Source organism: Streptomyces humicola, assembly GCF_024436035.1.
Taxonomy (GTDB): domain Bacteria; phylum Actinomycetota; class Actinomycetes; order Streptomycetales; family Streptomycetaceae; genus Streptantibioticus_B; species Streptantibioticus_B humicola.
The window spans coordinates 21,138-45,691 of the sequence record NZ_JANFNG010000036.1 but is presented as its reverse complement, the minus strand read 5'-3'; the positions used below and the strand labels follow the sequence as shown (position 1 = coordinate 45,691).

Below are 24,554 nucleotides of genomic sequence, written 5' to 3'. Positions count from 1 at the left end.
ACGGCTCGGACGGTCAAGTGATCGTCCGCATGATGATTGCCGCACCAGGCGACCGAGAGGCGTCGGTTACGTCGGTTACGCTGACACGAGCAGAAGGGGAGTAGCTCTTCGCCGGACCGTCGACATACTGGCCCTCCCGGGCCCGGCGCCCGGAGCCCGGCCGCTTGACGCGGTGGGCCAGCGAGACCTTCGGCCGCAGCGTACGACGCTGCCGTGCCGAAGCGACGCCTCCCCGGGAAGCTCTTCGGTGCGGGAGCCCCACCGAAGAGGAACCGCTTTTGATGTCCGCCCTGACCGTCGCCGCCATCGCCTTTGGCGTGATCTTCATCGCCGAGCTTCCCGACAAGACGGCCCTCGCCAGCCTGCTGCTGGGTACTCGCTTCCGGGCGAGCTACGTGTTCTGCGGGATCGCTGCCGCCTTCGCCGTCCATGTCGTCCTCGCCATCGCGGCGGGCAGCCTGCTGGCGTTGCTGCCACATCGGTGGGTGGAGGGCATCGTCGCCGTCCTGTTCCTCGCCGGCGCCGCGGTGATCTTGCGGCATAAGGTCGAAGAGGACGGGGACGAGGACGAGGACGAAGCGATGAAGGCGCCCGCCGACCAGAGCTTCTGGAAGGTGGCCGGCAGCGGTTTCATGCTGATCCTGGTCGCCGAGTTCGGCGACCTGACGCAGATCATGACGGCCAACCTCGCGGCGCGCTACAACAACCCGCTCGCGGTCGGACTCGGCGCGGTCCTCGCCTTGTGGGCGGTGGCCGGGATCGGAATCGTCGGCGGCCAGGCGCTGATGAAGCGCGTCCCGCTCCCGCTGATCACGAAGATCGCCGCGGCGGTCATGGTCGTGATGGCGGGGTTCAGCCTGTATGAGGCGATCGCCGGCTGAGCGAAGGAGCGCCAACGAGCGCCACAGAGCATCCGACTGTGCGAAAGAGGCTTGTTGATCGGGTGTCAGTGGCCGATGCCGGGTGGGTACGGTGCATTCATGCAGAGCAACGGGGTGGAGCCACGCGGGCATGTGTTGTTGATCGGCGGGGCGGATGTCGTCCATCGGCGACGTCTGCAGTGGAGCCCCACCGCGGGCCTGGCCGCTCTCGCGGGCGTGCCGGCGGCGACGCTCGCCGGCGGCGGGCAGCTGCACGGGCATCTGCCCGTCGACACCGTCGCCGTACAGGCCGCTCGCGACGCGAACGAGGTGCTGACCCGGCTGCGGTCGGCGGCTGCCGTGGGCGGGCCCCTGCTGGTCTACCTCGCCGGGCCGCTGGTGCTGGACCGCAAACGGGGAGAGCTGCACCTGGCGCTCGCCGGCACGACGGCGGACACCGTCCGCTACACCGCCCTGCCATGGTCATGGCTGCGCGACGAGTTGCGCCTGCGGGCGACGGCCTCGACGACGCTCGTGGTCGACCTCGTCGCCGACGCGCATGCCTGGCGGATGCTTCACCACCGGCCCGATACGGTCGGCGCTGGACTCCCGCCGATGTGCGGCGTGGTCGCCGCACCCGACGGCAGCGACGCTGAGCCGGCGCGGTACACCAGGTGCCTGGCCGAGCTGCTGCGCAGCAGCCCGCAGCCCCTGCCGGTCCTGCAACTGCACGCGGCAGCCGTCGCGGCGGCACGGCCCGCGTCCGGCACCCTCCTCATACCCGCCGCACAGCCGGCCCTGCCCGTGCGCGCGGCGGCAGCGCCCGCTTCCCGTGCCGATGCCTCCGGACACGCCGATCCGCGGCCCCTGATATGGCAAGCAGCGCAGGCCGGCCGGCACAACGAGGCGGCATCCATGGCAGCGGCGTGGGAACAGCACGCGTGGCGGACGTACGGGCCCACGAGCACCCAAGCGAGCGAGTGGCTGGAGATCCGCGCCGACCTCGCCCGGATCGCGGGAAATCTCGTGCTGGCCACGGAATTGTGGATCGCCGCGGCCAAGGCGCGTCTCGGTCTCCATGGGCCGGACAGCCGCCGGGTCGCTGCTGCCGCGCGCAGCGCCCACTGGTGCTGGAACGGGATCGGCGAACCGTCCAAGGCCGTCGAGATCGGGCCTCACCTGATCGCCTTGCTGGAACAGCTCCCTGGGTTGGATCCGCGTCAACTTCCCACCGCCCGGAGGCGTTTGGAATCCCTCGCGGCCGGTTATCCCCGGCCCATGGCGTTGACGGGCGCCGACGGGCACTGATTCATGGCGTGTGAGGGGCCGCCGGTGAGACGGCGATGACGGCCACGTCGTCGGTGAGGGTGAGGGCTGCGGCGTAGCGCGTCAGATCGGCGTGGATGAAGTCGACCACCTCGGCCGGCGCTTGCTCCTGCTCCTGGTTCTGGTCCATGGCCTGGTTCTGGTTCTGGTTCTGGTCCTGCTCCCCGTCCGGCCCGTGGCGGGCGATGACATGGCTGCGGAGCCGTTCGGCGAGCGGGTAGAACGCTCCCGTACAGTCGCGCGCCTCCACCGCGCCGTCGGTGCACAGCAGCGGGACGTCCCCGACCCCGAGCGGGTAGGTGCCGGCCGGGGTGTCGCCGGGGCGAGGTCGCCGAGGCCGAGGGGCAGGCCGGCGCCGGACACCTCACGCCTCACGCCTCACGGTTCCTGCCGGTGACCGGCGCCTGAGCACCGGCCTTCGCCGGGCCGCGGGCCATGGCAGGACCGAATCAGCCGTTGTCTCCGGTCACCAGGGCGATCTCGCCGTCGAGCCGGAACGGGTCCGCCATGGTTGCGAGTATCGCGGTCGGCCGTGGCAACGGCATCCCGGGCGCGCGCCGGTGCGGGTGCAGGGGCCGGTGCCGGTCCGGGTTTCGGCGGGGGTGGGGACGCGGGTGCGGACGCGGGCCGTCTGCCGGGACAGTCCGGGCGCGGTGCGTCGCGAGCCGTCTCGCTCGGGGCGAGGCCTTCCGCCTTCACGGTGAGGGCGCGGACGCGTACGCGCTGCGGTCCGAGCGAATCGAACATCCGGTACGCCGTCAGCCGCAGCTCCTCGACGGACGCGGAGCCCCGGGGCAGTGCGCGCGAGCGGGACAACGTGGTGTGGTCGGCGAAGGCGACAACGAGCGTGAGCGTGGCGGCGACTTGGCGGCGGCGCCGCAACCGGACCGCGACGGCTTCGACCGTGTGGAGCAACGCGGTGCGGATCACCGCCGCGTCAAGGGTGCCGCGACCGAGATCCCGCCGTTCGACGACGGTGTGCGCGGGGTCCGCAGGGGTGACCGGCCGCGGGTCGATGCCGTGCGCGCGCTCGTTGAACAGGCGGCCGGCCCCGCCGCCCAGGAGGCGCTCCACGGTCACCAGGGGCGCCGCGGCGAGCGCGCCGACGGTGCGCAGCCCTGAGCGGCGCAACGTCTCGGCCTGGGCCGGGCCCATCCCGTGCAGTGCCTCGACGGGCAGCGGCGCGAGGAAAGCGGCGATGGCCGCGGGTGAACTGCCCACCTGGGTGATGCCGTCCGCGCCGGGGCGGGCCGAGGCCATGGCGGCCAGCGACCAGGCGGGGGCGATGCCGATACGGGTGTCGAGGTCGTACCGGGCGAGGGCCGTGCCACGGATGCGCCGGGCGAGCTCGAAGGCGGTCATGCTCCAGTACCGCAGGGCGCTGCGGACGTCGGCGAGCGCGGCCGACGGCGGAAGCGCCTGGACGAGCGGGGTGATCTCCTCCAGGAGGGCGAGGAGCAGCCGGTAACGGGTCTCGTCCGTACCCGGCTCGCAGCGGATGTGAAGAAGTGTGCTGGGGGCATCGCCGGGGACATCCCGAGCCTGCGGAACCATCGCCATCGCCATCGCCATCACCTCCCCCCGACCTTACTCGAACAGAAATCGAACATGCGAGGCGTTGAAGGGTTTCTGGCGGCGCTTCGCCTAAGGTGACGGACCGTGATCAATCGCACCATGTCAGCCGTCGCCGCGGCGGCGCTTCTGCTCCTGGCGTCCGCCCCCGCGTCCGCTGCCGCGCCCACCCGTGACGACGGTGGTCATCACCGCCATCACCACCATCACCACCACGGGCGCCGCTGGCGCACCAAGTGCCACGACAAGGGCATCCTCGGCTTCTTCAGCCCGCTTCTGTGGCCGCATGAGGCGACGATCTGCGACGGGATCCAGTACCCGCATCTCCTTTGACGGGCCTGACGGGCCTGACGGGCCTGACGGGCCTGACGGGCCCGAGGGCCCGGCGGCGGTGGACCTGCGGCCCTGGAAGTGCGGATCCGCGGCGGGCAGGGTGGATGGTGGCCGGCTGAGATCTGCAGCGGAGGACGAAGAGTGATGGGCCCATCCCGCACGGAGGACCGCGACCCGGCCGCCTGACGTGACACGCGCGGCGCTGCGCCCTCGTGCCCACGCTGCGGCTCCCTGCGGCTCTTCCGGGTCTGGACGCGCGGCGCAGGGCGGTACTGGGGTGCGTCGACTGCGGAACGAGGAGGGCTCAGCGGCGACGGGTCGAACCGTCAACCTGACCATCCGGGGCGCTCAGGGTCCGGCGGCTGGGCCGGACCCCCTTCGTTGCGCCCGATTTCATCCACATGTCGATATATGGCCACTTTGGCCGAAAGTGTGCAGTGACGTTTCATCTCTTATGGGACAAGGGCTTCGGAGTGATCCGCCCGATGTACTGCGCATTTGCGGGCGTCAGGGATGTTTATCGATACATCGTCACGCTTGCGAAGTAAATCGGGCACCAGGGGTGGTTTCGGGCGGTTCTCGTGGGCAACTCTTGCCACGGCGACGTCGCAGAGTTCGCGGAGTGGTCGGCCAACCGCACCGCACAAAGCACCACAGAACCACACAACACACCCCACACAGACTTCAGCTCCTTGAGTTCCGGGAGGAATTCACATGGCACGCATCCGTACTGCCCGCGCCCTGGCCGCAATTGCCGCGCTGCCTCTCGCGGCCGCGCTCTTCACCGGCACGGCGTCGGCGGACAACGGTTCCTTCGCCAACCACCACTCCAACTCGAGCATCAACAACACGGCCCAGTTCGCCAGTGGATGGGGTGCCTCGAACCAGAGCAACACCGCGAGCGTCAACGGTGCTGGATTCGCCCCCGGGTTCACCCACATCGACCAGTCGAATGTGAACATCCACTTCACCAGGATGTGGTGATCTAGGCGGGGATCCCCGGCCGACCCCAGCGGGCGGGGCTCCTCACGTCACACAACCGCAGGTTCCAGGTCGCGCGGCGGCATCCCCAGTGCCGCCGCGCAGCCGTGTTCGTCCACAGGGTGTGGACAAGCGGCGTCTTGACGGGCCCGATGGATCTGACGGATAGTCAGAAAATGCTGTATGAACGGCTCACGGCGTACGAGGGCAGGCCGGCCGCCGAAGGCGGCGAGGGCAAGGACCCCGTCAACCCGGCCATGATCCGCCACTGGTGCGAGGCCATGGGGGACACCAACCCCGCATATACCGACGCCTCCCGTCCCGCCGGGATCATCGCGCCGCCGACCATGCTGCAGGCCTGGACGATGGGCGGGCTCTCCGGGCACACCGCCCGCTCCTCCGCCTTCGACGAGTTGCTCGCCGCGCTCGACGACGCGGGGTTCACCGCCGTCGTCGCCACCGACTGCGAACAGGAGTACCTGCGGCCGCTTCGGCCCGGTGACCGCATCTCCTTCGACGCGGTGATCGAGTCGGTCTCACCGCTGAAGACCACGAGACTCGGATCGGGCCACTTCGTCACCACCAGGACGGACGTGTGGTCGGGGGGCGTGCGGGTGGGTACGCACCGGTTCCGGATCCTCAAGTACGCACCCACGCAACGCACGACTGCGACCGCTGCCACCACCACCGCGCCGAAGCGTCCGCGGCCGGTCGTCAACCGCGACAACGCCGGCTTCTGGGACGGCGTCGGCGCCCGCAAGCTGCTCATGCAGCGCTGCACGGGATGCGGCGCGTTGCGCTTTCCGTGGCTGCCCGGCTGCAACGCCTGCGGCGGGCAGGGCTGGGACACCGTAGAGGCGCGCGGCGACGGCACCGTCTATTCGTACGTCGTCGTGCACCACCCCCCGTTCCCTGCCTTCGACCCTCCCTATGCGGTCGCGCTCGTCGAACTTGCCGAAGGGGTGAGGGTGATCGCCAACGTCACCGGTGTGCCGTACGACAAGGTGCGTATCGGCATGCCCGTCGAGCTCGGATTCCAGTCGTTCGACGAGGAAGTGACGCTTCCGGTCTTCCGGGCGACGGAGCAGGGGGGTGGCGCGGATGCGAGCCGGTGAACAGCTGCCGCCGTTGCGGATACCGATCACCCGCACACTCGTCGTCGCCGGCGCCATCGCCTCACGCGACTACCAGGACGTCCACCATGACGCGGAGGCCGCGCGGGCCAAGGGCTCCCCCGACATCTTCATGAACATCCTCACCACCAACGGACTTGTCGGCCGCTACATCACCGACCACTTCGGTCCCGACGCCGAGCTGCGCAAGGTCGCGATCCGCCTCGGTGCACCCAATCACCCCGGCGACGAGATGGTGTTGACGGGCACGGTCGCCTCGGTCGACGGTGACGAGGCAGTCATCGAGGTGAAAGGCGCCAACAGGCTCGGCAACCACGTCACCGGACGCGTCACCGTCCGCCTCCCGCACGACGCCCCGCAGGAGGCGCGCTCATGAGCCTGCGCACCCGCGACACCCTCGGCAACCGCGCCGCCATCGCCGGCATAGGCGCCACCGAGTTCTCCAAGGACTCGGGGCGCAGCGAGCTGAAGCTCGCCGTCGAGGCCGTCCACGCGGCACTCGATGACGCGGGGCTCGTCCCCGCCGACGTCGACGGCATGGTCAGTTTCACGATGGACACGAGCCCCGAGATCACCGTCGCGCAGGCGGCCGGCATCGGCGAGCTGTCGTTCTTCTCCCGCATCCACTACGGCGGCGGGGCGGCGTGCGCGACCGTTCAGCAGGCGGCGCTGGCGATCGCATCGGGCATCGCGGAAGTCGTCGTCTGCTACCGGGCGTTCAACGAGCGCTCGGGCCGCCGGTTCGGCTCCGGCGTGCAGCAGCGTGAACCCTCCGCCGAAGGCGCCGCCCTAGGCTGGGCGCTCCCCTTCGGGCTGCTCACCCCCGCCTCCTGGGTTGCGATGGCCGCGCAGCGCTATCTGCACACCTACGGGCTCACCCCCGACGCCCTCGGGCCGGTCGCCGTCGCCGACCGTCGCCACGCCGCGGTCAACCCGGCCGCGTACTTCCACGGGAAGCCGATCACCCTCGCGGACCACGCCGCCTCCCGCTGGATCGTCGAACCGCTGCGGCTGCTCGACTGCTGCCAGGAGACCGACGGCGGTCAGGCACTCGTCGTCACCTCCGTCGAGCGCGCCCGCGACCTGCGCCGACCACCCGCCGTGATCACCGCGGCGGCGCAGGGTGCGGGCCGTGCGCAGGAGCAGATGACGAGCTTCTACCGCGACGACCTCACCGGGCTGCCCGAGATGGGTGTGGTCGCGCGGCAGCTGTGGCGCACGTCGGGGCTGCTGCCCGCCGACATCGACACCGCGGTGCTCTACGACCACTTCTCGCCGTTCGTGCTGATGCAGCTGGAGGAGTTCGGGTTCTGCGGGCGGGGCGAGGCCGCCGCGTTCGCCGCCGACGGGGGGATCGAGATCGACGGTCGGCTGCCGGTGAACACGCACGGAGGCCAGCTCGGCGAGGCGTACCTGCACGGCATGAACGGGATCGCGGAGGGGGTCCGCCAGGTGCGCGGCACCTCCGTCAACCAGGTGAGTGGCGCCGCCCACGTCCTGGTGACGGCGGGAACGGGCGTGCCGACGTCGGGACTGCTCCTCGGTGCGGACCGCTGACGGTCCCGGCGGTCCGTCCTGCCGTCCACCGACGCACCCTCTGGCCTGCGGCGCAAGTCGCAAGAGGCAGACGACTGAACCCGGTGGATCGCTGGGCGTGCCTGCGTCGTCTACGGCGTCATGGCGTCTTCACTCGGCGTCATGCGCGAACACAACCAGATCATCAGATTTGTCCTCCCTCTCATGGCGGCGGCCACATGCCTCGCGACCGGTGCCACCTCCGCCGCCGCCACGGCCCGCCCCTCCGACACCGGCCCCCAGGGTTCGTCCGGTGCGTCCAACACCGCCCGTGACGACGACATGTCGTCGTTCGACCCGCTGGGCTCCCTGAGCGTCCTGACGTCGCTGGGCGACGGCAGCAGCGACGACCTCCTCAGCCAACTGCCCGTCTACGGCCTCCAGGACCAGGTCCCGGCGACCCCCGACGACCGCGCCCTCGAGGACACACCCAGCGACACACCCGATGACACACCGAGCGACACGCCCGATGACACACCGAGCGACACGCCCGGCGACATGCCCAGCGACACCCCGGCCGCTCCCGCCGCGACCGTCCCCCAGGCCCTGCCCGCCACCCTGCCGGGCGACGCGCCGACCACCGGCGACCTCAGCACCGTCGGTGCGCACCTGTACAAGGGTTGGGGATTCGACGCCTGCACTGCCCCGAGCCTGTCCACCATGCGTGCCTGGCGTCACTCCTACGGCGCCATCGGCGTGTACATCGGCGGCCGCTCGCGCAACTGCGCCCAGCCCCGCCTCAGCCGTGAGTGGGTGCGCGCAGTCAACGACATGGGCTGGAAGATCCTGCCGATCTTCGTCGGCTCGCAGTCGCCGTGCACCACCAACCACGTCAAGCGGCGCTACCCGATCGACGTCGACGACCCCAAGGGCCAGGGCATGGACGAGGGCGACGACGCCGTCCGCGACGCCGCCAGGCTCGGGATCGCTCCCCGCAGTCCGATCTTCCTCGACATGGAGTCGTACCGGACGCGGAGCAGGCACTGCACCCGCCCCGTGATCGCCTTCACGCAGGCCTGGAGCCGCGCCCTGCGCGAGCAGGGCTATGTGCCCGGCTTCTACAGCAGCGCGGACACCGGCATCACGCAGATCGAGCTGGCCCGCCGCGAGGGCATGCGCAACCTGCCCGACCTGATGTGGTTCGCGCACTGGCGGGTCGATCCCACCATCTACGGCGAGTCGCGCATCGCCAGGGCGGCCTGGCGCCCGCACCGCCGCATCCACCAGTTCGACGGCGACGTCACGGAGCGGCACCACGGCCGCCGGATCACCATCGACCGCGACTACATCGACTCCCCCGTCGCGATCGTCGAGTGAGTCCGTGAGCCCAGGAACCCGGGATTCCGTGAGCCCGGCCCCGTCCCGGCCCTCGTGATCATCAGGGCCGGTCCACCCGCGGTCCACCCATGGGAGGTGGGGAAACCCCGACCCGTACGACTTCAGAGTGACCCGGCTTCGGTCCCTGCGGCCGATCCCGTCCGCCCAGCGCGCTCATAGCGTTGTGCACATGACCACGCCTGTGTGCACAAGCGCTCAGCAGTTCACCGCCTACGTCAGGAACCGGGGCCCGGTGCTGCTGCGCACCGCCCGCTCCATGACCGCCAACCCGAGCGACGCCGAGGATCTGCTGCAGACCGCACTGGCCAAGACATATCTGGCGTGGGACCGGATAGCCGACCACGGTGCGCTGGACGGTTACGTACGGCGCACGCTGGTCAATACACGCACGTCGCAGTGGCGCAAGCGGCGGGTGGACGAGTTCGCGTGCGAGCAGCTGCCCGAGATCGGGCCGTCCACCCCCGACACGGCCGAGCAGCAGGCACAGCGCGACGCGCTGTGGCGTGCGGTGAGCCGGCTGCCGTCGCGGCAGCGGGCGATGGTGGTGCTGCGGTACTTCGAGGACCTGAGCGAGGTGCAGACCGCTCAGGTGCTGGGGGTCTCGGTCGGCACCGTCAAGAGTGCCGTCTCGCGGGCGCTGGTGAAGCTGCGCACCGACCCGGAGCTGCGCGCCGGCTGAGCCGGTGCGGCAAGCTCAGTGCGGCGCCGGGCGGTCCTTCCTGGGAAGTTTTGCCACGACGGCGTCGTACGAGGCGTCCACGGCTTCGAGAATCTCGTCGTCGGGGATCGCCCCGCCGATCCGGAGGCTGTTCCAGCCGTAGCGGCCGATGTAGGCACTGGCTGTGGTGTCCTGGGGTAGCGCAGTAGCCACTCGTCGGCGGTGTCGCGGTCGGGCCCGCATTTGACCCCTACAGACTGTGCGGACGGAGAGCCCAGGAAGGCGAAGATCTTGTCGCCGACCTTGGCGACCGCGTCCCCTTCCCAGGGTTCGTCCTGCCAGGCGCCCGGCTTTCCGAGATCATCCGGTGGGCCCCCGGTTCCCCTGCGGCGGGTGGCGCCGCCGCCCGAAGAGCCGGTATGCGGCCGAGCCACCGGTGTTCACGGCGGGGGTGGGCCGGGTGTCGAGCGTCGAGCATCCCGACGTTGATCCCATTAGCGAGGACGTTACCAGTAGTGATACACACTGCTACGGAGAGCCCCTCCCCGGCGAGGTGGTCCGGATCTCCGAAAGGAACTCGCCGTAGGTAGTGACATACCGCGCGGTATGCCAGCAGAATCCCCCTGGGACTACTCGGCCGTAACCGCCGTCTCCAGGGAGGCCTCCGGTGCTCAGCACGATGCAGGACGTTCCGCTGACCGTGACCCGCATCCTCGTTCACGGGGCGACCGTGCACGGCCGATCGCGGGTCACCACCTGGACCGGCGACGGCGAGCCGCACCGCCGCTCCTTCGCCGAGATCGGCACCCGCGCCGTCCAGCTGGCGAACGCGCTCCGCGACGAGCTGGGCGTCGTCGAGGGCGACCGGGTCGCGACCCTGATGTGGAACAACGCCGAACACGTCGAGTCGTACTTCGCGATCCCCGCCATGGGCGCGGTGCTGCACACCCTCAACCTGCGGCTGCCGGTCGAGCAGCTGTCGTTCATCGTCGACCACGCCGCCGACCGCGTCATCCTCGTCAACGGCTCGCTGCTGCCGCTGCTCGCCCCGCTGCTGCCCGGCATGGCGAGCGTCGAGCACGTGGTCGTCGTCGGCCCCGGCGACACCTCGCTGCTCGACGGCTGCCGGCCCGCCGTCCACGCGTACGAGGAGCTGATCGCCGGCCGGCCCACCCGCTACGACTGGCCCGAGCTCGACGAGCGGCAGGCCGCCGCCATGTGCTACACCTCGGGCACGACCGGCGACCCCAAGGGCGTCGTCTTCAGCCACCGCTCCGTGTACCTGCACTCGATGCAGGTGAACATGGCCGAGTCGTTCTCCCTGAGCGACCGGGACACGACCTTCCCCGTCGTGCCGATGTTCCACGTCAACGCCTGGGGCATTCCGCACGCCGCGTTCATGACCGGCGTCAACATGCTGCTGACCGACCGCTTCCTGCAGCCCGCCGCGATCGCCGAGATGATCGAGACCGAACGGCCCACGCACGCCGCCGCCGTCCCCACCATCTGGCAGGGCCTGCTCGCCGAACTCGCCGCCAAGCCACGCGACATCAGCAGCCTGCGCAACGTTGTGATCGGCGGATCGGCCTGCCCGCCAAGCCTGATGCGGGCGTTCGAGGAACGTCACGGCGTCGCCCTCTGCCACGCCTGGGGGATGACGGAGACGTCACCACTCGGCACGGTCTCGCACCCGCCCGCCGGTCTGACCGACGAGGAGGCGTGGCCGTACCGGATCACCCAGGGGCGCTTCCCCGCCTCCGTCGAGGCCCGTCTGATCGGCCCGGACGGTGAGGTCATGCCCTGGGACGGGCAGTCCGCGGGCGAGCTGGAAGTGCGCGGGCCGTGGATCGCGGGCGCCTACTTCGGCGGCGTCGGGCACGAACCACAGGTCCCCGAGGACAAGTTCCGCGACGGGTGGCTGCGTACCGGCGACGTCGGAACGATCTCGCCCGACGGCTATCTGACGCTGACCGACCGGTCGAAGGACGTCATCAAGTCCGGCGGCGAGTGGATCTCCTCGGTGGAGCTGGAGAACCACCTCATGGCCCACCCGGACGTCGCCGAGGCCGCCGTCGTCGCCGTTCCCGACGAGCGGTGGGGCGAACGGCCCCTCGCCACCGTGGTGTTGCGCGACGGCGCGGCCACCGACTACGAGGCGCTGCGTGCGTTCCTCGCCGACCGCGTCGCCCGCTGGCAGGTGCCCGAGCGCTGGGCGGTGATCCCGTCCGTGCCGAAGACATCGGTGGGCAAGTTCGACAAGAAGGTGATCCGGCGGCAGTACGCGGACGGCGAGCTGGACGTGACGCTCTTGTAGCGGCGGGTCTGTGCCGTCGACCTACAGATCGGTGCCGATCTTGCTCAGCAGGTCCACGATCCGGGTCTGGACCTCGCCGCTCGTCGACCGTTCGGCGAGGAACAGCACCGTCTCGCCGGAACCGAGGCGCGGGAGCTCGGCCGGGTCGATGTCCACGGACGTGTAGACGACGAGCGGGGTGCGGTTGAGCAGGCCGTTGACACGCAACCAGTCGACGATTCCGAGGCGGCGCCGCCTGATCAGCATCAGGTCCATCACGACCAGATTCGGCCGCATCCGCTCGGCGAGCGCCGCCGCGTCCTCCTCGGAGGCCGCGTGGGCGACCTGCATGCCGCGGCGTTCAAGGGTCGCGGTGAACGCCGATGCGATGTCCTGGTGGCTCTCCACGAGCAGGACGCGCGGCGGGTGTTGCTCGCTGTCGCGCGGGGCGAGCGCCTTGAGCAGCACGGCGGGATCAGCACCGTACGCCGCTTCCCGGGTGGCCTGCCCGAGGCCCGCCGTCACCAGGACGGGCACCTCCGCCGCCACCGCCGCCGCGCGCAGGGACTGCAGGGCGGTTCGCGTGATCGGCCCGGTGAGCGGGTCGACGAACAGCGCCGCCGGATACTCGGCGACCTGCGCGTCCACCTCCTCGCGGGAACGCACGGTCACCGGCCGGTAGCCGCGGTCGGTGAGCGCCTGCCGGGTCGACACGTCGGGCTCGGGCCAGACGAGCAGCCGCCGCGGGCCGTCCAGGACGACGGGTGCGTCGGCATCCGGCTCGGACGTCCCTGCCGGCTCCGCCCTGGCCGCCGTGCTCACCTCGACCGCGCCGCCCGGGCCGTCGAGGTGCTCGGGGCCCTCCGCGCCCTCCGCCGGGGCTCCTATGGCGAACGCCTGGCCTTCGCCCTGACTGTCGCTGGCGAGGAAGGCAGGGTTGGACGATCCGGAGTCGGTCGACGGATGCGGCCGCGCGGCGGGTTCCAACTCCCGTGCCTCGCCGACCTGTTGCTGCGCGGCCTGCTGCTGCGCCGCCTGCGGGGTGGCGAGCTTGCGCCGCCGCCCCGAGCCGCCGCCGCCCTGCGCAGGCTGCTGCGGTGTCTGCTGCGGCACCCGCTGCTGCGCGGGCACCGGAAGGGAGGACTGAACGGGAGCCTGCTCGGGCGCCGGTGCCTGCGCAAACTGCACACCCTGCCCCAGCGTCCGGACGCTGATCGCCCGTCCCTCCGACTGCGTCGACCGGTCCGACTGGGAGGCGGGTCCGGGCGGTGCGTGCTTCGGCGCGCGCCGCGGCGCCGGCGCGGACTCCGGCTCGACGGCCTCGGGCAGCGGGGCCGGTCCGGACTGCGGGGCCGGCGCGGTGCCGTTCACGGGCGTGCTCGGGCCCGGCTGCGGCAGCGCGGGATTCGGCCATGCGACCTGCGCGGGCAGGTCGGGCGCCGCAGGCGCGGGCGAGGGCGTCGGTGCGGGTGCGGGCCAGGCGCCGTGCGATCCGTTCACGGCAGGTACGCCGTCGGTGTTCCCGTCGGCAGGCGGAACCGGATGGGTCTGACCGCCCGGCGGCAGTGCGTGCGCGGCCGGACGCGGCGGCAGTTCGGGCTGCCGACTCTGCCGCCCCTGCTGTCCCTGTCCCCGTTGTTCCTGCTGTCCCTGTCCCTCGGCGAGCGTGCGTCGGGCGCGGCGCCCGCTCGCCCGGGCCTCGCCCGCGGCGTGTGCCTGCCCGCCGCCGACAGGTTCCCCGCCGGCCTCCGCGCGCTCCGCGCGCCGCAGAGCACGCCGGCGCCCGGTCGGCCTCTCCTCCGCCTCCGCCGCGTCGGCCGCCACCGCGCCCGTACTCGCGGCGACGGCGGCGGACGGCCCGGCGGGCAGCGCGATCGCCGTGCCCGCACCGCCGTTGCTGTCGTCGACCGGGCGGCGCGGCCGCGGTGCCCGCTCGGCCGGTGCGCCCTCCGCCGACGCCACATCGTTCTGCGTGCCCCGCGCCGGCTGTGCCGGAACGGGCATGACCGTCGTCTCGTTGTCCCGCGTCGGGCCGTCCTTCGGGGTCTGCAGCGCCTCCGTGTCGGGACCGCCGTCGTCGGCGTCACCGACCGGCACTTCGAGCACGTACGCGCTGCCGCCCTGCCCCGGCACCTCGTGCGTCTGCAGCACACCGCCGTGCCGCTCCACAATCCCGCGGGTGATCGGAAGGTGCACCGGATCGCCGCCGCTGTGCGGCCCGCGCACCTCGATCCGTACGACGTCGCCGCGCTGTGCCGCGGCCACCACGATCGTCGAGTCGCCGCCGCCCGCGACCACCGCAGTCCTGCCGGTGGCGTCCACACCCGCGACATCCGCGATCAGGTGCGCGAGCGCCTGGGCGAGGCGCGTCGGGTCCACGGAGGCGTTGATCGGCGGCGCGTGCACGGCGTACTGCGCCCGTCCCGGCCCGATCAGCTCGATCGCGCCCTCGACGCCCGCGGCCACCACCGTGTCCAGGGCCACCACCTGACGCTCCAGCTTCTCCTTGCCAGCGTCGAGGCGCTGGAAGGAGAGCACGTTGTCGATGAGCGTGGTCATCCGCGCGTATCCGGCGGCGAGATGGTGCAGCGTCTGGTTGGCCTCGGGCCACAACTGGCCCGCCGGGTCGGAGGCGAGGTTGGTCAGCTCGCCGCGCAGCTCGCCCAGCGGGGCGCGCAGCGAGGAGTCGAGCACGGCGCGCAGCTGGGCGTGGCGCCCCGCGAGCGCGTCGTAACGGCTGCGGTCGGTGAACGTCATGACCGCACCGACGAGCTGGTCGCCCTCGCGCACCGGCGCCGTCGTCAGGTCGACCGGCACCGCCCTGCCGTCCTTCCTCCACAGCACCTGGCCGCGCACCCGGTGCTTGCGGCCGGAACGAAGCGTGTCGGCGAGCGGGGTCTCCTCGAACGGCAGCGGGGAGCCGTCGGCGCGCGTGTGGTGAACGAGCGGGTGCAGCTCCTGGCCGCCGAGGTCGCTGGCGCGGAAGCCGAGGATCTGGGCGGCGGCCGGGTTGACGAGGACGACCTTGCCCTCGGTGTCCACGCCGACGACACCCTCGCTCGCGGCGCGCAGGATCATCTCCGTCTGGCGCTGCTGGCGGGCGAGTTCGGCCTCGGTGTCGAGGGTGCCGGTGAGGTCCCGTACCACGAGCATCAGCAGCTCGTCGCCGGAGTAGTGGGCGACCGGGGCGTACGGGTCGGCATACGGGGTGCGGCTGTCCTCCAGGTTGGCGCTGGTGACCTCGACTGGGAACTCGCTCCCGTCGGTCCTCCGGGCGACCATGCGGGTCGGCTTGGTGCGCCGGCCCTCTTCGGGGTCGGGGCGGCGCATGGAGCCGGGGATGCGGCGGGAGTCGAATTCCGGGAGGAGATCGAGCAGGCCGCGGCCGACCAGGGCCGTGCCGGGCGCCTCGAAGGTCTCCAGCGCTATGGCGTTGGCGTTGACGACCGTTCCGTTGGCGTTGACGAGCAGCAGCGCATCGGGCAGTGCGTCGAGTATTGCCGCGAGGCGAGCAGCGCCTCGGGATGGCCTGCTGCTCACGAGACGCGTCCTCCCTGATACCGCACTTGCCGCAATGCTCCAGCCCGCTAGCTCGCTCGGTGCTCCTATCCGGCTATCGCCGGCGGCCCATCTTGCCGTTCCCCCCGTGGCATGTCACTAGAGGAGTGTACGGGGCGAGATTCCGCGCACGAGGGGGGATGAGACGGATGGGGGCGAGGTGGAGGCTAGGCGGAGGTTCGGTGGTGATCGGTGGTGTTCTGTGACTGGCCAATGGCTGGTCAATGTCGGATCGGTGGACGACCGGCGGTGACCGGACGGCGCGTGAGCGGCGACCGGACGGCGGGCGCGTGGCGACGCCGTCCGGGGCGCGTTCTCAGTGCTCGCGTACGGGTTCTGCGGCGGCCGGGGCGGGCAGTACCGGTTCCATCTGCCGCCAGCGATCGATCTCGCACCCGTTGACGCGGTCGTATCTCTGATCGACGTGTACTCCGTGCCAGTACCCGGTGACGCGGGCGGTCTGCGGGCCGCCGTAGATCATCGAGCACATCTGGTCCCGCGGCACCGGACCGATCGGGCCGCGCAGCACACCGAGGCGGTGGCAGGCCGCCCGCGGCTCGGGGTGCGTACCGCGGGCCGGACGGCAGCTCAGCGTGTAGTGGTGCGTCGTACCGAAGTCGTCGCTGACGGTGACGACGAGGCGGTCCCACGGGACCGGACGGGCGGCGGCCGCCGCGGGCGCGGCTGCGGCCACCGCCATGGCGAACGCGGCGGCGAGCGGGGTACGCGGTACGCGGAACACGGGGGCTCCCGGGGGTGTGGGGATGCGAGGCCGTGGCGGCCCGCAGTCCTCCGTCTACTCCGGGTGGAGGCCGGGCTCGCCGCAATCCACCCGTTCGTGGGCGTGTCGCGCGACCACGCCCCGGAGAGGCGGGAACGCCTTTGCTCTCCCGCTCGCGGGCCTTGTACCGTAGTCTGCGATTGGTACCGGCCCCTCGGGCTGTGCCATCATCTGCACACACGCCTTGCACGCACACGCGGGCGTGCTGGAGGCTTCGCCTAGTCTGGTCTATGGCGCCGCACTGCTAATGCGGTTTGGGCCTTAAAGCCCATCGAGGGTTCAAATCCCTCAGCCTCCGCTTCTGCCAGCAGCCCTGTCCGATCATGGACAGGGCTGTCGCACTGTGCGGCCAGGTTGCCGACGCGACACTCCCGAGCGCGTTTTCGCAGGTCAGGCGGGGTGTGGCTAACGGATTTCGTCTGCGGGCAGCGTTCATGTAATGTTGTTCCCGCAACGCGGCCCGGCGGGAAAACGCCGGAAGCGCAAGCGCTCGTAGCTTAACGGATAGAGCATCTGACTACGGATCAGAAGGTTGCAGGTTCGAATCCTGCCGAGCGCACACAGGTCAAAGCCCCCTCGGGATCATCCCGGAGGGGGCTTTTTGTGCCGTACAGCAGTGAAGTACAGCAACGGGGGTCGGACGTTGCCTGGGGCCGTCAGCCCGTGCCGCCCATCGCGGCGGACAGCTTTCCGAGTGCGTCCCGGATCTCTGCCTCACTCGCCTCGGCATAGACCTCCATCGTCATGGCGATCTGCGAATGCCGCAGGATGCGCTGCGCCACCTTCGGGTCGACCTTGAGCGCGACCAGGAGCGAGCTGCAGGTGTGCCGGGTGTTGCGCAGAGGGATCACACGGACGCCCGCCCGTCGGGCCCGGAGCTGGAACATCCGGGTCAGGTTTCCCGGCTCGATCGGCGTTCCGTACTTTGTCGCGAAGACCAGACCGCGGGTGTCCTGCCAGAGCCCACCGGCCGCCTTCCGGTCCCCGAGCGCTGTGCCCGGCGGATGCGGAGCGCCTTGAGGCACAGGTCGGGCAGGGGCAGGAAGTCGTCGGACTCCTCGGTCTTCGTCTCACGGTGGAGGATCTGCCGCCCGGCCCGCTGGATCTGGTGATCGACGTGTGCAGCCCCCTGCCCATGCTCGACCCCAGCCCAGGCAGTCCACCGGCCAAACCCGCTTCACCGACCTAGGTTGTTGCGAAGGCGCTCCGCTCGTCGCCCCGTAGTGGCCGGTTACTGGGGAAGCCGGGCCGCTCGATGCGCTGACAGAACCGTCCCTCAACTCGATCCGGGAGCTGGATCGACCCCGTTCGTCCGTTTGAGCACCGTCTGTGGGCCGCCGAGGTTACTAACAGCCACCGTTCGACGGATGATACGACCGCCGCCGATATGACCGCCGCGCTACAGGAGACCGTCCCTGATGGGGCGCGCACAAGCCGCTCCCTGCGATAGAACGCGGGCGCGTCATGAGGACCGAGTCCGTGCCGGCAGTGACATGAGGAGATGGAAGTGCCGAGGCTCAGCGACTCGACTCATCACCGCGGAAGACGGGGCCGGCGCGTTTGGCTCGTCGCGTTCCTGACCGTGGTTGGCGCCTTGGTGGACGTGGTGCCCGCGTTCGCCGTCAACGGGGACGTGTGGACAACACCGCCGCCTCTGCCCACACACCAGTCCCACCCGGCGGCGGCCGCCGTGTTGCCGTCGATTCCGGCACACACCGACCGTGTTCACGGGCACACCACTTCGCGTGGAGCCAGCGCGCCCGCCAGGATCACTAGCCGGGCGCTGTTCGTGACGGTGCCCAGTTGTAGCGAACAAGATTTGCAGGCGGCGATCGGTGCTGTGGCCACGGCCGGTGGCACGGTCAGCCTCCGGCCGGGCTGCGTCTACACCCTCACGAATGCTACGGCACCCAACAATGACGATAACGGGTTTCCGGTGATCGAAGCGACCGTCACGGTCAATGGTAACGGTGACACAATCACCCGATCCGCCAGCGCCACCGAGTTCCGCTTCTTCCGAATCGACGGACCAAACGGAAAATTGACTCTCAATAACCTGACTTTGAGCAACGGTCACGCTTCCAGCAACGATGGAGGCGCGATCTTCGTCGATGGCGCCTCGTTGACGCTCTTCGCCTGCACAATCACCGACAACACCGCCGATGAGTCTGGTGGCGGGATCGAAAACGAAGGCGGCAGGGTCACGGTTAATGTCAGCACGCTGAGCAACAACACTGCGCAGCAGGGCGGCGGTATGCGCGCACTCGGCGCCACCACCACAACTGTCAACAACAGCCGCGTCACTGGCAATACGGCTCAGAGTGAGTCGTCTTTCACACAGGGTGGGGGTATTTCCCTACAAAGCGGCAGCACGACTGTCGAAAACAGCAGCGTCACCAGCAATACGGCCCACGCGCAGAACGTCCGTCCAGCATCTGGCGGAGGTATTTACGTAATGGCCGGCATGGTGAGGGTAAACAGTGCCCGTATCGCCGACAACACCGTCGTCAACGACGTATTGCAAGGCTCGGCCGCTGGCGGTGGCCTATTTAATTCCAGCGGCACAGTGGCCCTGGCCAGCAGCCTGGTGACTGGCAACCACGCCACCGCCACCGCCCCCGTCGGGATCGGCTTCGGTGGCGGTGTCAGCAACTTGGGCAGCATGAGTGTCACCAATAGCTCCCTGTTCGGCAACATCGCCCACGGCGGCGCCGGGAGTGCCGGCCAAGGCGGCGGCATCGGCAACGCGGGCACGCTGACCGTCACCAACAGCCCCCTCTTCGGCAACGTCGCCCAAGCCGGTACCGCCGGTACCGGCCAAGGCGGCGGCATCTACAACAGCTCAAGTAGCACGACGACCGCTACAGCAACGCTGACCAACAGCCCGCTGACCAACAACACCGCCCAAGCCGACATCGCGGGTGCCGGCCAGGGTGGGGGCCTTTTCAACACCATCGGTTCCACCGCCACGCTCCAGAACAGCCCGGTCACCCGCAACAGGGCACTGCCCCCGCCGAGATCCACCGGAGGCGGGATCTACAACTTCGGAACGGTGACCCTGACCAACAGCCCAGTAACCGGCAACACCCCAAACCAGTGCTTCCCACCCGGCTCGGTGCCCGGCTGCTCCTAATCACGACCATCGACACCGACGCGTGTCCCGCCGCTGCCCGGATGCGGCGGGACACGCCTCCTCGCCCATGCGGCCAAACTGGGCATGACCGGCGCGCAATTAACGTGCAATGAACGCCGGTCAGCAGGGGGCAACCGCGGTCAACATGGAACCTGCCACGCACAGGTCAGGCCCGGCGCCCGGGGATGCGTCACGTCCTTCCACACTGGGGCTCTCGGTCAGCGTCCGGGCCATGATGTCCTCGTGGCCTATCGAGGACGGCGGGCACTTCGGCGCCGTCCAGCCTCGCGCGGCCCAGGCGATGTTGTCACTGGCGGCGACTGTTTCCCGCTCGACGGCATCCTCCCGGTTCGTGGCGCACCGAACCGCACCCGCGGTCCACCGGACACCTCGTACCGGGGTACAGGCCGGCCACGGCGGCTATCGGAACACTCAGGCTGACATCCATCGTTGACACATATACCAACCATGAGGGCTCCGCCCCGCCCGATTCGCTGAGCAAGCGTAAGGCCCTCTGGCCATGCCCGGCCCCAGCCCAGAGCCGAGAACACACGGATGATTGGGAGTCTGGACGTTGCCGTGCCGTCATTCCTCCTCGTGACCGAGCGTCATATCGACCGCTGTGCGCTCGGCGTCGGTGATGGAGACGGACGTGGCCTGTGGCGGGTAGCCGCTGGCGATCAGGGTGTAGTCGCCGCCCGTGAGGTCGACGAAGGCGTACGTACCGTCCGGGCCGGTGGTCAGGGATGTGATGACGGTGCCGCTGCGGTCGAGGAGTGCGACCTTTGCGTCCGTCACCGGGAGACCATGCGAGTCCCGTACCGTCCCGCGTAGTTGCACCGCCTCGCGCAGGTCCACGTCGTGGCGGGTCGGCGATGCGCCGTCCACCTCGACCGGGCCCGCCGTGGGACGGTGCCCGGAGGCGGAGACGGTCACCGTGCACGCGCCCGCGGGGATGTCCGTGAGCAGGTACTCGCCGGACGCGTCGGTGACGGCCGAGCCGATGACCTCGCCGCGCGCGTCGCTGACGACGACCACCGCGCCCTGCACCGGCGCGCCGTTCGCCCGTACCGTGCCGGACAGTCCGCCCGCGCCGCCCAGCACCACGTCGGTGGCGGTCGGCCCGGAGCCCAGAGCCACGGCACTCACCTGCGGTTGGAGGCCGCGTGCCGAGCCGACCAGCAGATAGGTGCCGGCGGTCGGGGCGGAGAGCTCGAAGCTGCCGTCGGGGCCGGACAGGGCCCGGCCCAGCTGGTGGCCGGTCTGGTCGATCAGGGTGATGGCGGCGCCCTGCAGCGTTCCCCCGCCGGGGGTGAGCACCCTGCCGTGCACCGCCGGGCCGACGTGGCCCGCCTCTATGGCACGGCGGCTGTCCGCCGGAGCCGCATCAAGTGCCGCCGAGGGAGCCGCCGGTGCCCCGGCGGGAGTCGGCGCGGCCATCGGTCGCCCGGCCCGGTAGAGCAGCAGGGCGAGGAGCGCGCCGACGGCGAAGAAGCCCGCCGCCCACCAGTAGCCGGTGGCGTAGGAGTGCAGTGCCGCCTCGGCCGCGAGCAGCGGCTTCGGCATCGTCAGGTGGTGATCGACGTAGTGTGTCGCCGACTTGGCGGCCATGGTGCTGAACAGCGCGACGCCGATCGAACCACCCACCTGCTGCATGGTGTTGATGGACGCCGAGGCCACGCCCTGGTCGTTCGCGGCCACACCGTAGGTGGCGAGGCTCAGCGCGCACGGCATCACCAGGCCGAGGCCGCAGCCGACCAGAAGCAGCCCCGGCAGCACATGGGCCGGGTAGGAGCTGTTCAGGTCGAGCTTGGTCAGCCAGATCATGCCGCCGACGGCGAGCGCCATGCCCACCGGGGCCACCGGCTTGCCGCCGACCCTCGGCACCAGGACGAGCATGCCGAGCTGCGCGAAGACCATCATTGCGCCGATCAACGGCAGGAAGGCGAGACCGGTCCTGACCGGCGAGTAGTGCAGCGTCGACTGCAGGTAGTAGGTGAGGAAGAGCATGATGCCGAACATGCCGGCGCCGAGCACGAACACCGACAGGAACGAGGCCCCGCGGTTGCGGTCGGCGAACACCCGTAGCGGCAGCAGCGGATGGGCGGCGCGCATCTCCCACAGCACGAACGCCAGCAGCAGCACGCCGCCGCCGGCGAGGAAGCCCCAACACATCCTGTCGCCCCAGGAGTAGGTCTGGGCGTTGGCGAACCCGTAGACGACGCAGAACAGCCCGCCCGCGGCCAGCAGCGTGCCGAGCACGTCGAGCTTGGGCTTGTGCGTCTGCGGCTGCTGTCGGACGAAGGCGAGCGCGCCGACGACCGCGAAGACGGCTATGAAGCAGTTGACGTAGAGCGTCCAGCGCCAGCTGAGGTGTTCGGTGAGCAGTCCGCCGACCAGCAGGCCGACCGCGCCGCCGGAACCGGCGATGGCGCCGAACACGCCGAAGGCTTTGGCGCGTTCCTTCGGGTCGGTGAAGGTGGTGGTCAGCAACGACAGCGCGGAGGGCGCGAGGACGGCGCCGAATGCACCCTGGACGGCGCGCGCGATCACCAGCATCTTGAAGTCCTGCGCGGCACCGCCCAGTGCGGAGGCGCCGGCGAAGCCGACGAGTCCGACGAGGAAGGTGACGCGTCGGCCGAACAGGTCGGCGAGGCGGCCGCCGAGCAGCAGGAGACTGCCGAAGGCGAGCGAGTAGGCCGTGACGATCCACTGGCGGCCGTTGTTGTCGAAGTGCAGGTGCTGCTGCGCGGTCGGCAGCGCGATGTTCATGATGGTGACGTCCAGCACCACCATCAGCTGGGCGAGGCCGATGACGGCCAGCACCCACCAGCGGTGCGGGACGTGATGCTGCTGCTCCGCGGCGGCCGGGGCGTGCCGGGAGCGCGTCCGGTCCGCTGCTTCGGCATTTCCTTCGGCGTGCGATTCGCCGACCGTCAAGGGTGGCATTGAGGAATCCTCCTGGTGCAGTGCTGTGGTGCAGTGCAGTGCTGTGGGGTGCCTCTCCGGGTGCGTCAGGTCTGCGTCGGGGCAGCGTCAGGTCTGTGTCAGGTCTGTGTCAGTGCGGGGAGGACGACGGCGTCCACGAAGCACGTGAGGAAGCCGGCGTCCGGTTCCCGCCGGTCGACGAGTTTGCGGCCGACCTGGGCACCCATCAGCAGGTGCGGGAGGAGCGGCAACGCGGGCGCGTCCGGGGCGACTTCGCCACGCGCCACCGCGCGGTCGGTCATCGCCCGCAGGACGTCCACCATGGGTTGGACGAGGGCGGCGTGGAGCGCCGCCGCGAGCTCCTCGTCCTGACGGGCGGCGTAGGCGACGGTGCCCAGGACCTCGAAGTCCTTCTTCGCCCTGCCGATCCGGCCCACGAGTTCGATGAGGTCCCCTCGCAGGGAGCCGGTGTCGAGGTTGTCGAGGCCGAAGGGCCGGTGGTGACGGAGCGCCTCGGCGACCAGCCGGGGCTTGGTCCCCCACTGGCGGTAGAGCGTGGCCTTGCTGCTGCGCGAGCGGGCGGCAACGCCCTCCATGGTGAGGGCGTCGTAGCCGCCCTCGCGGAGGAGGGTGAGCACCGCCTCGTACAACTCGCCTTCACGCTCGGGCGTGAGGCGCGTGCGGCGAGGACGCGGCTGCGATGTCGATGGCACAGGGCACCTCCCGCACGCGTGGCTCCCGAACGTGCGAAACGCTATCGTTTCGCACGAACGACGCTAGACCAGAACGCATCGAAACGCAAACGTTTCGATCAGCTGCTGTCGTCGGTGAACTCCTCCGCCAGCAGATCCATCAGAAGACCGTCGTGCCAGGTGCCGTCCGGGCCGCGTTCGTAGCGCCGCATGATGCCCACGGGCCGGAAGCCGGCCTTCTCGTAGCAGCGGATCGCGGCGGCGTTGTCGGCGGCCGGGTCGATGGTCAGACGGTGGTGACCGTGGTCCGTGATCAGATGGCGGGCCAGGGTGCGGACGGCGTCGGTGCCCAGGCCGCGGCCGTGGACCAGCGGGTCGAGGTAGATGTCGATCCCGGCATGGCGGTAGTCCGGCTCGTCCTCCGGCGTCCACTGGATCGCGCCGATCACGCGTCCCTCGTACTCGATCACCAGTGTGTGGGCGGCCGGATCCGCGAAGTCGTCGGCGACCGCCGAGGCGAGGTCGTCACCGCCCCGCCACCGCTCATACACCTCGGGCGTGGAGCGGATGCGGGCGAGCCGGGGGATGTCGGCGGACGTGAGGGGGCGCAGCGTGACCGAGAGCCCGTGCAAGGTGCCGTCCGTGGTGTCGTTCATGGTGTCGTCCATGGCGGGATCACCCCCCGTCCGCGGGAAGGACGCCGTCGAGGAGCGCCCGGACCGTCTCGGTCGCGAACGTCTCGTCGTCCTCGGGGCGTAGCGTCCCCGCCGGCGCCTCCCCGGCGAAGAAGAGAGACAGGAACGCGCGGTGGAGGCAGGCACCGAGCAGGAGCGCGGCGGCCGCGTCGGGGTCGACGGCCGGGGCGATCCGGCCGAGCTTCTGCTCGGCGCGCAGGTAGGCGGCGAGGGCTTCGCCCGGCTTGTGCGGGCCGTCGAGGGAGAGGTCCACCTTGCGGCGGTGGGCCACGAGGAGCTCAGGGCTGCCGAGCAGCCCCGCCGCCATGGGAAAGGACCGCCGGTAGAAGGGGACGGCGATCCGCGCGATTTCCAAGAGGCGTTCGGCCACCTCGCCCTCGCCGGCCCGGGCCGGGAGCTCGGTCAGAGCGGCCGACAGGCGCGGCGCGCGCTCCTGCAGCACACGCACGAAGATCTCTTCCTTGTCGCGGAAGTGCTTGTAGAGAGCGGCCTCCGAGCATCCCGCCTCGCGCGCGATCTCCTTGGTCGTGGTGCGAGTGATGCCCACGGTGCCCATCAGACGGGCGGCGGCGTCCAGTATGCGCGAGCGGGTGAGCGCGCCGCCCTTGAGGGGAGTCGGCGGAGGCGGGGAGGTCATGACGCGATCGTACGGGAGGGATGACAGGCGAGTGAGTGTTCACTACCTTAGCAGTGGGTAA

Annotated in this window: 20 protein-coding genes, 2 tRNA genes and 2 pseudogenes; 13 read left to right on the top strand and 11 right to left on the bottom strand. The window is 70.5% G+C overall.

Annotated features, from left to right (window positions below; genetic code table 11):
• Nucleotides 1-281 precede the first annotated feature (281 nt).
• Nucleotides 282-881: a TMEM165/GDT1 family protein gene (locus tag NGB36_RS29185; RefSeq protein ID WP_255923572.1), complete on the top strand. Its 600-nt coding sequence runs from the start codon at nucleotides 282-284 to the stop codon at nucleotides 879-881.
• A 99-nt stretch (nucleotides 882-980) separates the two neighbouring features.
• Nucleotides 981-2,168 (top strand): hypothetical protein, encoded by a 1,188-nt coding sequence (locus tag NGB36_RS29180; protein WP_255923571.1) that lies wholly within the window; start codon nucleotides 981-983, stop codon nucleotides 2,166-2,168.
• Between the two features lies 1 nt (nucleotide 2,169).
• Here NGB36_RS29180 and NGB36_RS29175 read toward each other — a convergent pair whose 3' ends face one another.
• Nucleotides 2,170-2,436: a hypothetical protein gene (locus NGB36_RS29175; protein ID WP_308288942.1), complete on the bottom strand. Its 267-nt coding sequence runs from the start codon at nucleotides 2,434-2,436 to the stop codon at nucleotides 2,170-2,172.
• A 128-nt stretch (nucleotides 2,437-2,564) separates the two neighbouring features.
• The gene (locus tag NGB36_RS29170; RefSeq protein WP_255923570.1) at nucleotides 2,565-3,752 is read right to left on the bottom strand and encodes a DNA polymerase Y family protein; all 1,188 of its coding nucleotides are present in this window, start codon (nucleotides 3,750-3,752) and stop codon (nucleotides 2,565-2,567) included.
• A gap of 93 nt (nucleotides 3,753-3,845) precedes the next feature.
• Here NGB36_RS29170 and NGB36_RS29165 point away from each other — a divergent pair, with 93 nt between their 5' ends.
• The 7 genes from NGB36_RS29165 (at nucleotide 3,846) to NGB36_RS29135 (ending at nucleotide 9,797) form a co-directional block, all read left to right on the top strand.
• The gene (locus NGB36_RS29165; RefSeq protein ID WP_255923569.1) at nucleotides 3,846-4,091 is read left to right on the top strand and encodes a hypothetical protein; all 246 of its coding nucleotides are present in this window, start codon (nucleotides 3,846-3,848) and stop codon (nucleotides 4,089-4,091) included.
• A gap of 714 nt (nucleotides 4,092-4,805) precedes the next feature.
• Complete coding sequence (locus NGB36_RS29160) at nucleotides 4,806-5,075, top strand: hypothetical protein (RefSeq protein WP_255923568.1); 270 nt, start codon at nucleotides 4,806-4,808, stop codon at nucleotides 5,073-5,075.
• A gap of 173 nt (nucleotides 5,076-5,248) precedes the next feature.
• Nucleotides 5,249-6,187 carry a bifunctional MaoC family dehydratase N-terminal/OB-fold nucleic acid binding domain-containing protein gene (locus NGB36_RS29155; protein WP_255923567.1) on the top strand — a complete coding sequence of 313 codons (939 nt, stop codon included), beginning with the start codon at nucleotides 5,249-5,251 and terminating at the stop codon, nucleotides 6,185-6,187.
• Nucleotides 6,174-6,581 (top strand): MaoC family dehydratase, encoded by a 408-nt coding sequence (locus NGB36_RS29150; protein WP_255923591.1) that lies wholly within the window; start codon nucleotides 6,174-6,176, stop codon nucleotides 6,579-6,581. Before NGB36_RS29155 ends, NGB36_RS29150 begins: the two co-directional genes overlap by 14 nt.
• A complete protein-coding gene (locus NGB36_RS29145) occupies nucleotides 6,578-7,762 on the top strand; it encodes a lipid-transfer protein (RefSeq protein WP_255923566.1) in 1,185 nt (394 codons plus the stop codon). The genes NGB36_RS29150 and NGB36_RS29145 overlap by 4 nt, the downstream gene beginning before the upstream one ends.
• Before the next feature lie 141 nt (nucleotides 7,763-7,903).
• A complete protein-coding gene (locus NGB36_RS29140) occupies nucleotides 7,904-9,097 on the top strand; it encodes a DUF1906 domain-containing protein (RefSeq protein ID WP_255923565.1) in 1,194 nt (397 codons plus the stop codon).
• 190 nt (nucleotides 9,098-9,287) lie between these two features.
• Complete coding sequence (locus NGB36_RS29135; RefSeq protein WP_255923564.1) at nucleotides 9,288-9,797, top strand: SigE family RNA polymerase sigma factor; 510 nt, start codon at nucleotides 9,288-9,290, stop codon at nucleotides 9,795-9,797.
• Between the two features lie 15 nt (nucleotides 9,798-9,812).
• Here NGB36_RS29135 and NGB36_RS29130 read toward each other — a convergent pair whose 3' ends face one another.
• Nucleotides 9,813-9,989, bottom strand: a complete 177-nt coding sequence (locus tag NGB36_RS29130) for an MmcQ/YjbR family DNA-binding protein (protein WP_255923563.1) — start codon at nucleotides 9,987-9,989, stop codon at nucleotides 9,813-9,815.
• A 26-nt stretch (nucleotides 9,990-10,015) separates the two neighbouring features.
• A pseudogene (locus NGB36_RS33950) lies at nucleotides 10,016-10,210 on the bottom strand (hypothetical protein); the annotation flags it as partial.
• 233 nt (nucleotides 10,211-10,443) lie between these two features.
• Here NGB36_RS33950 and NGB36_RS29125 point away from each other — a divergent pair.
• Nucleotides 10,444-12,090 (top strand): long-chain fatty acid--CoA ligase, encoded by a 1,647-nt coding sequence (locus NGB36_RS29125; RefSeq protein ID WP_255923562.1) that lies wholly within the window; start codon nucleotides 10,444-10,446, stop codon nucleotides 12,088-12,090.
• Between the two features lie 21 nt (nucleotides 12,091-12,111).
• Here the strand turns inward: NGB36_RS29125 and NGB36_RS29120 are convergent, their stop codons facing one another.
• Both NGB36_RS29120 and NGB36_RS29115 read right to left on the bottom strand, forming a co-directional pair.
• Nucleotides 12,112-15,609, bottom strand: coding sequence for a response regulator (locus tag NGB36_RS29120; RefSeq protein ID WP_255923561.1), 3,498 nt, complete (start codon nucleotides 15,607-15,609; stop codon nucleotides 12,112-12,114).
• A 334-nt stretch (nucleotides 15,610-15,943) separates the two neighbouring features.
• Nucleotides 15,944-16,369, bottom strand: a complete 426-nt coding sequence (locus NGB36_RS29115) for an SSI family serine proteinase inhibitor (RefSeq protein ID WP_255923560.1) — start codon at nucleotides 16,367-16,369, stop codon at nucleotides 15,944-15,946.
• A gap of 246 nt (nucleotides 16,370-16,615) precedes the next feature.
• Between NGB36_RS29115 and NGB36_RS29110 the strand changes: the two genes are divergently transcribed.
• A tRNA-Ser gene (locus NGB36_RS29110) sits at nucleotides 16,616-16,706 on the top strand.
• 188 nt (nucleotides 16,707-16,894) lie between these two features.
• Nucleotides 16,895-16,967: transfer RNA gene (locus tag NGB36_RS29105), tRNA-Arg, on the top strand.
• 97 nt (nucleotides 16,968-17,064) lie between these two features.
• Here the strand turns inward: NGB36_RS29105 and NGB36_RS29100 are convergent.
• A pseudogene (locus tag NGB36_RS29100) lies at nucleotides 17,065-17,531 on the bottom strand (tyrosine-type recombinase/integrase); the annotation flags it as partial.
• 384 nt (nucleotides 17,532-17,915) lie between these two features.
• Between NGB36_RS29100 and NGB36_RS29095 the strand changes: the two are divergent.
• On the top strand, nucleotides 17,916-19,541 hold the full coding sequence (locus tag NGB36_RS29095; protein WP_255923559.1) for a hypothetical protein: 1,626 nt from the start codon (nucleotides 17,916-17,918) through the stop codon (nucleotides 19,539-19,541).
• Between the two features lie 585 nt (nucleotides 19,542-20,126).
• Here NGB36_RS29095 and NGB36_RS29090 read toward each other — a convergent pair.
• The 4 genes from NGB36_RS29090 to NGB36_RS29075 all read right to left on the bottom strand — a co-directional run bounded on the left by NGB36_RS29090 (nucleotide 20,127) and on the right by NGB36_RS29075 (nucleotide 24,493).
• Complete coding sequence (locus tag NGB36_RS29090; RefSeq protein ID WP_255923558.1) at nucleotides 20,127-22,490, bottom strand: MFS transporter; 2,364 nt, start codon at nucleotides 22,488-22,490, stop codon at nucleotides 20,127-20,129.
• 98 nt (nucleotides 22,491-22,588) lie between these two features.
• Nucleotides 22,589-23,182: a TetR/AcrR family transcriptional regulator gene (locus NGB36_RS29085; RefSeq protein ID WP_255923557.1), complete on the bottom strand. Its 594-nt coding sequence runs from the start codon at nucleotides 23,180-23,182 to the stop codon at nucleotides 22,589-22,591.
• 98 nt (nucleotides 23,183-23,280) lie between these two features.
• Complete coding sequence (locus NGB36_RS29080; RefSeq protein ID WP_372509559.1) at nucleotides 23,281-23,817, bottom strand: GNAT family N-acetyltransferase; 537 nt, start codon at nucleotides 23,815-23,817, stop codon at nucleotides 23,281-23,283.
• 19 nt (nucleotides 23,818-23,836) lie between these two features.
• Entirely contained in the window at nucleotides 23,837-24,493 is a 657-nt protein-coding gene (locus NGB36_RS29075) for a TetR/AcrR family transcriptional regulator (RefSeq protein ID WP_255923555.1), read from the bottom strand.
• Nucleotides 24,494-24,554: the final 61 nt, after the last annotated feature.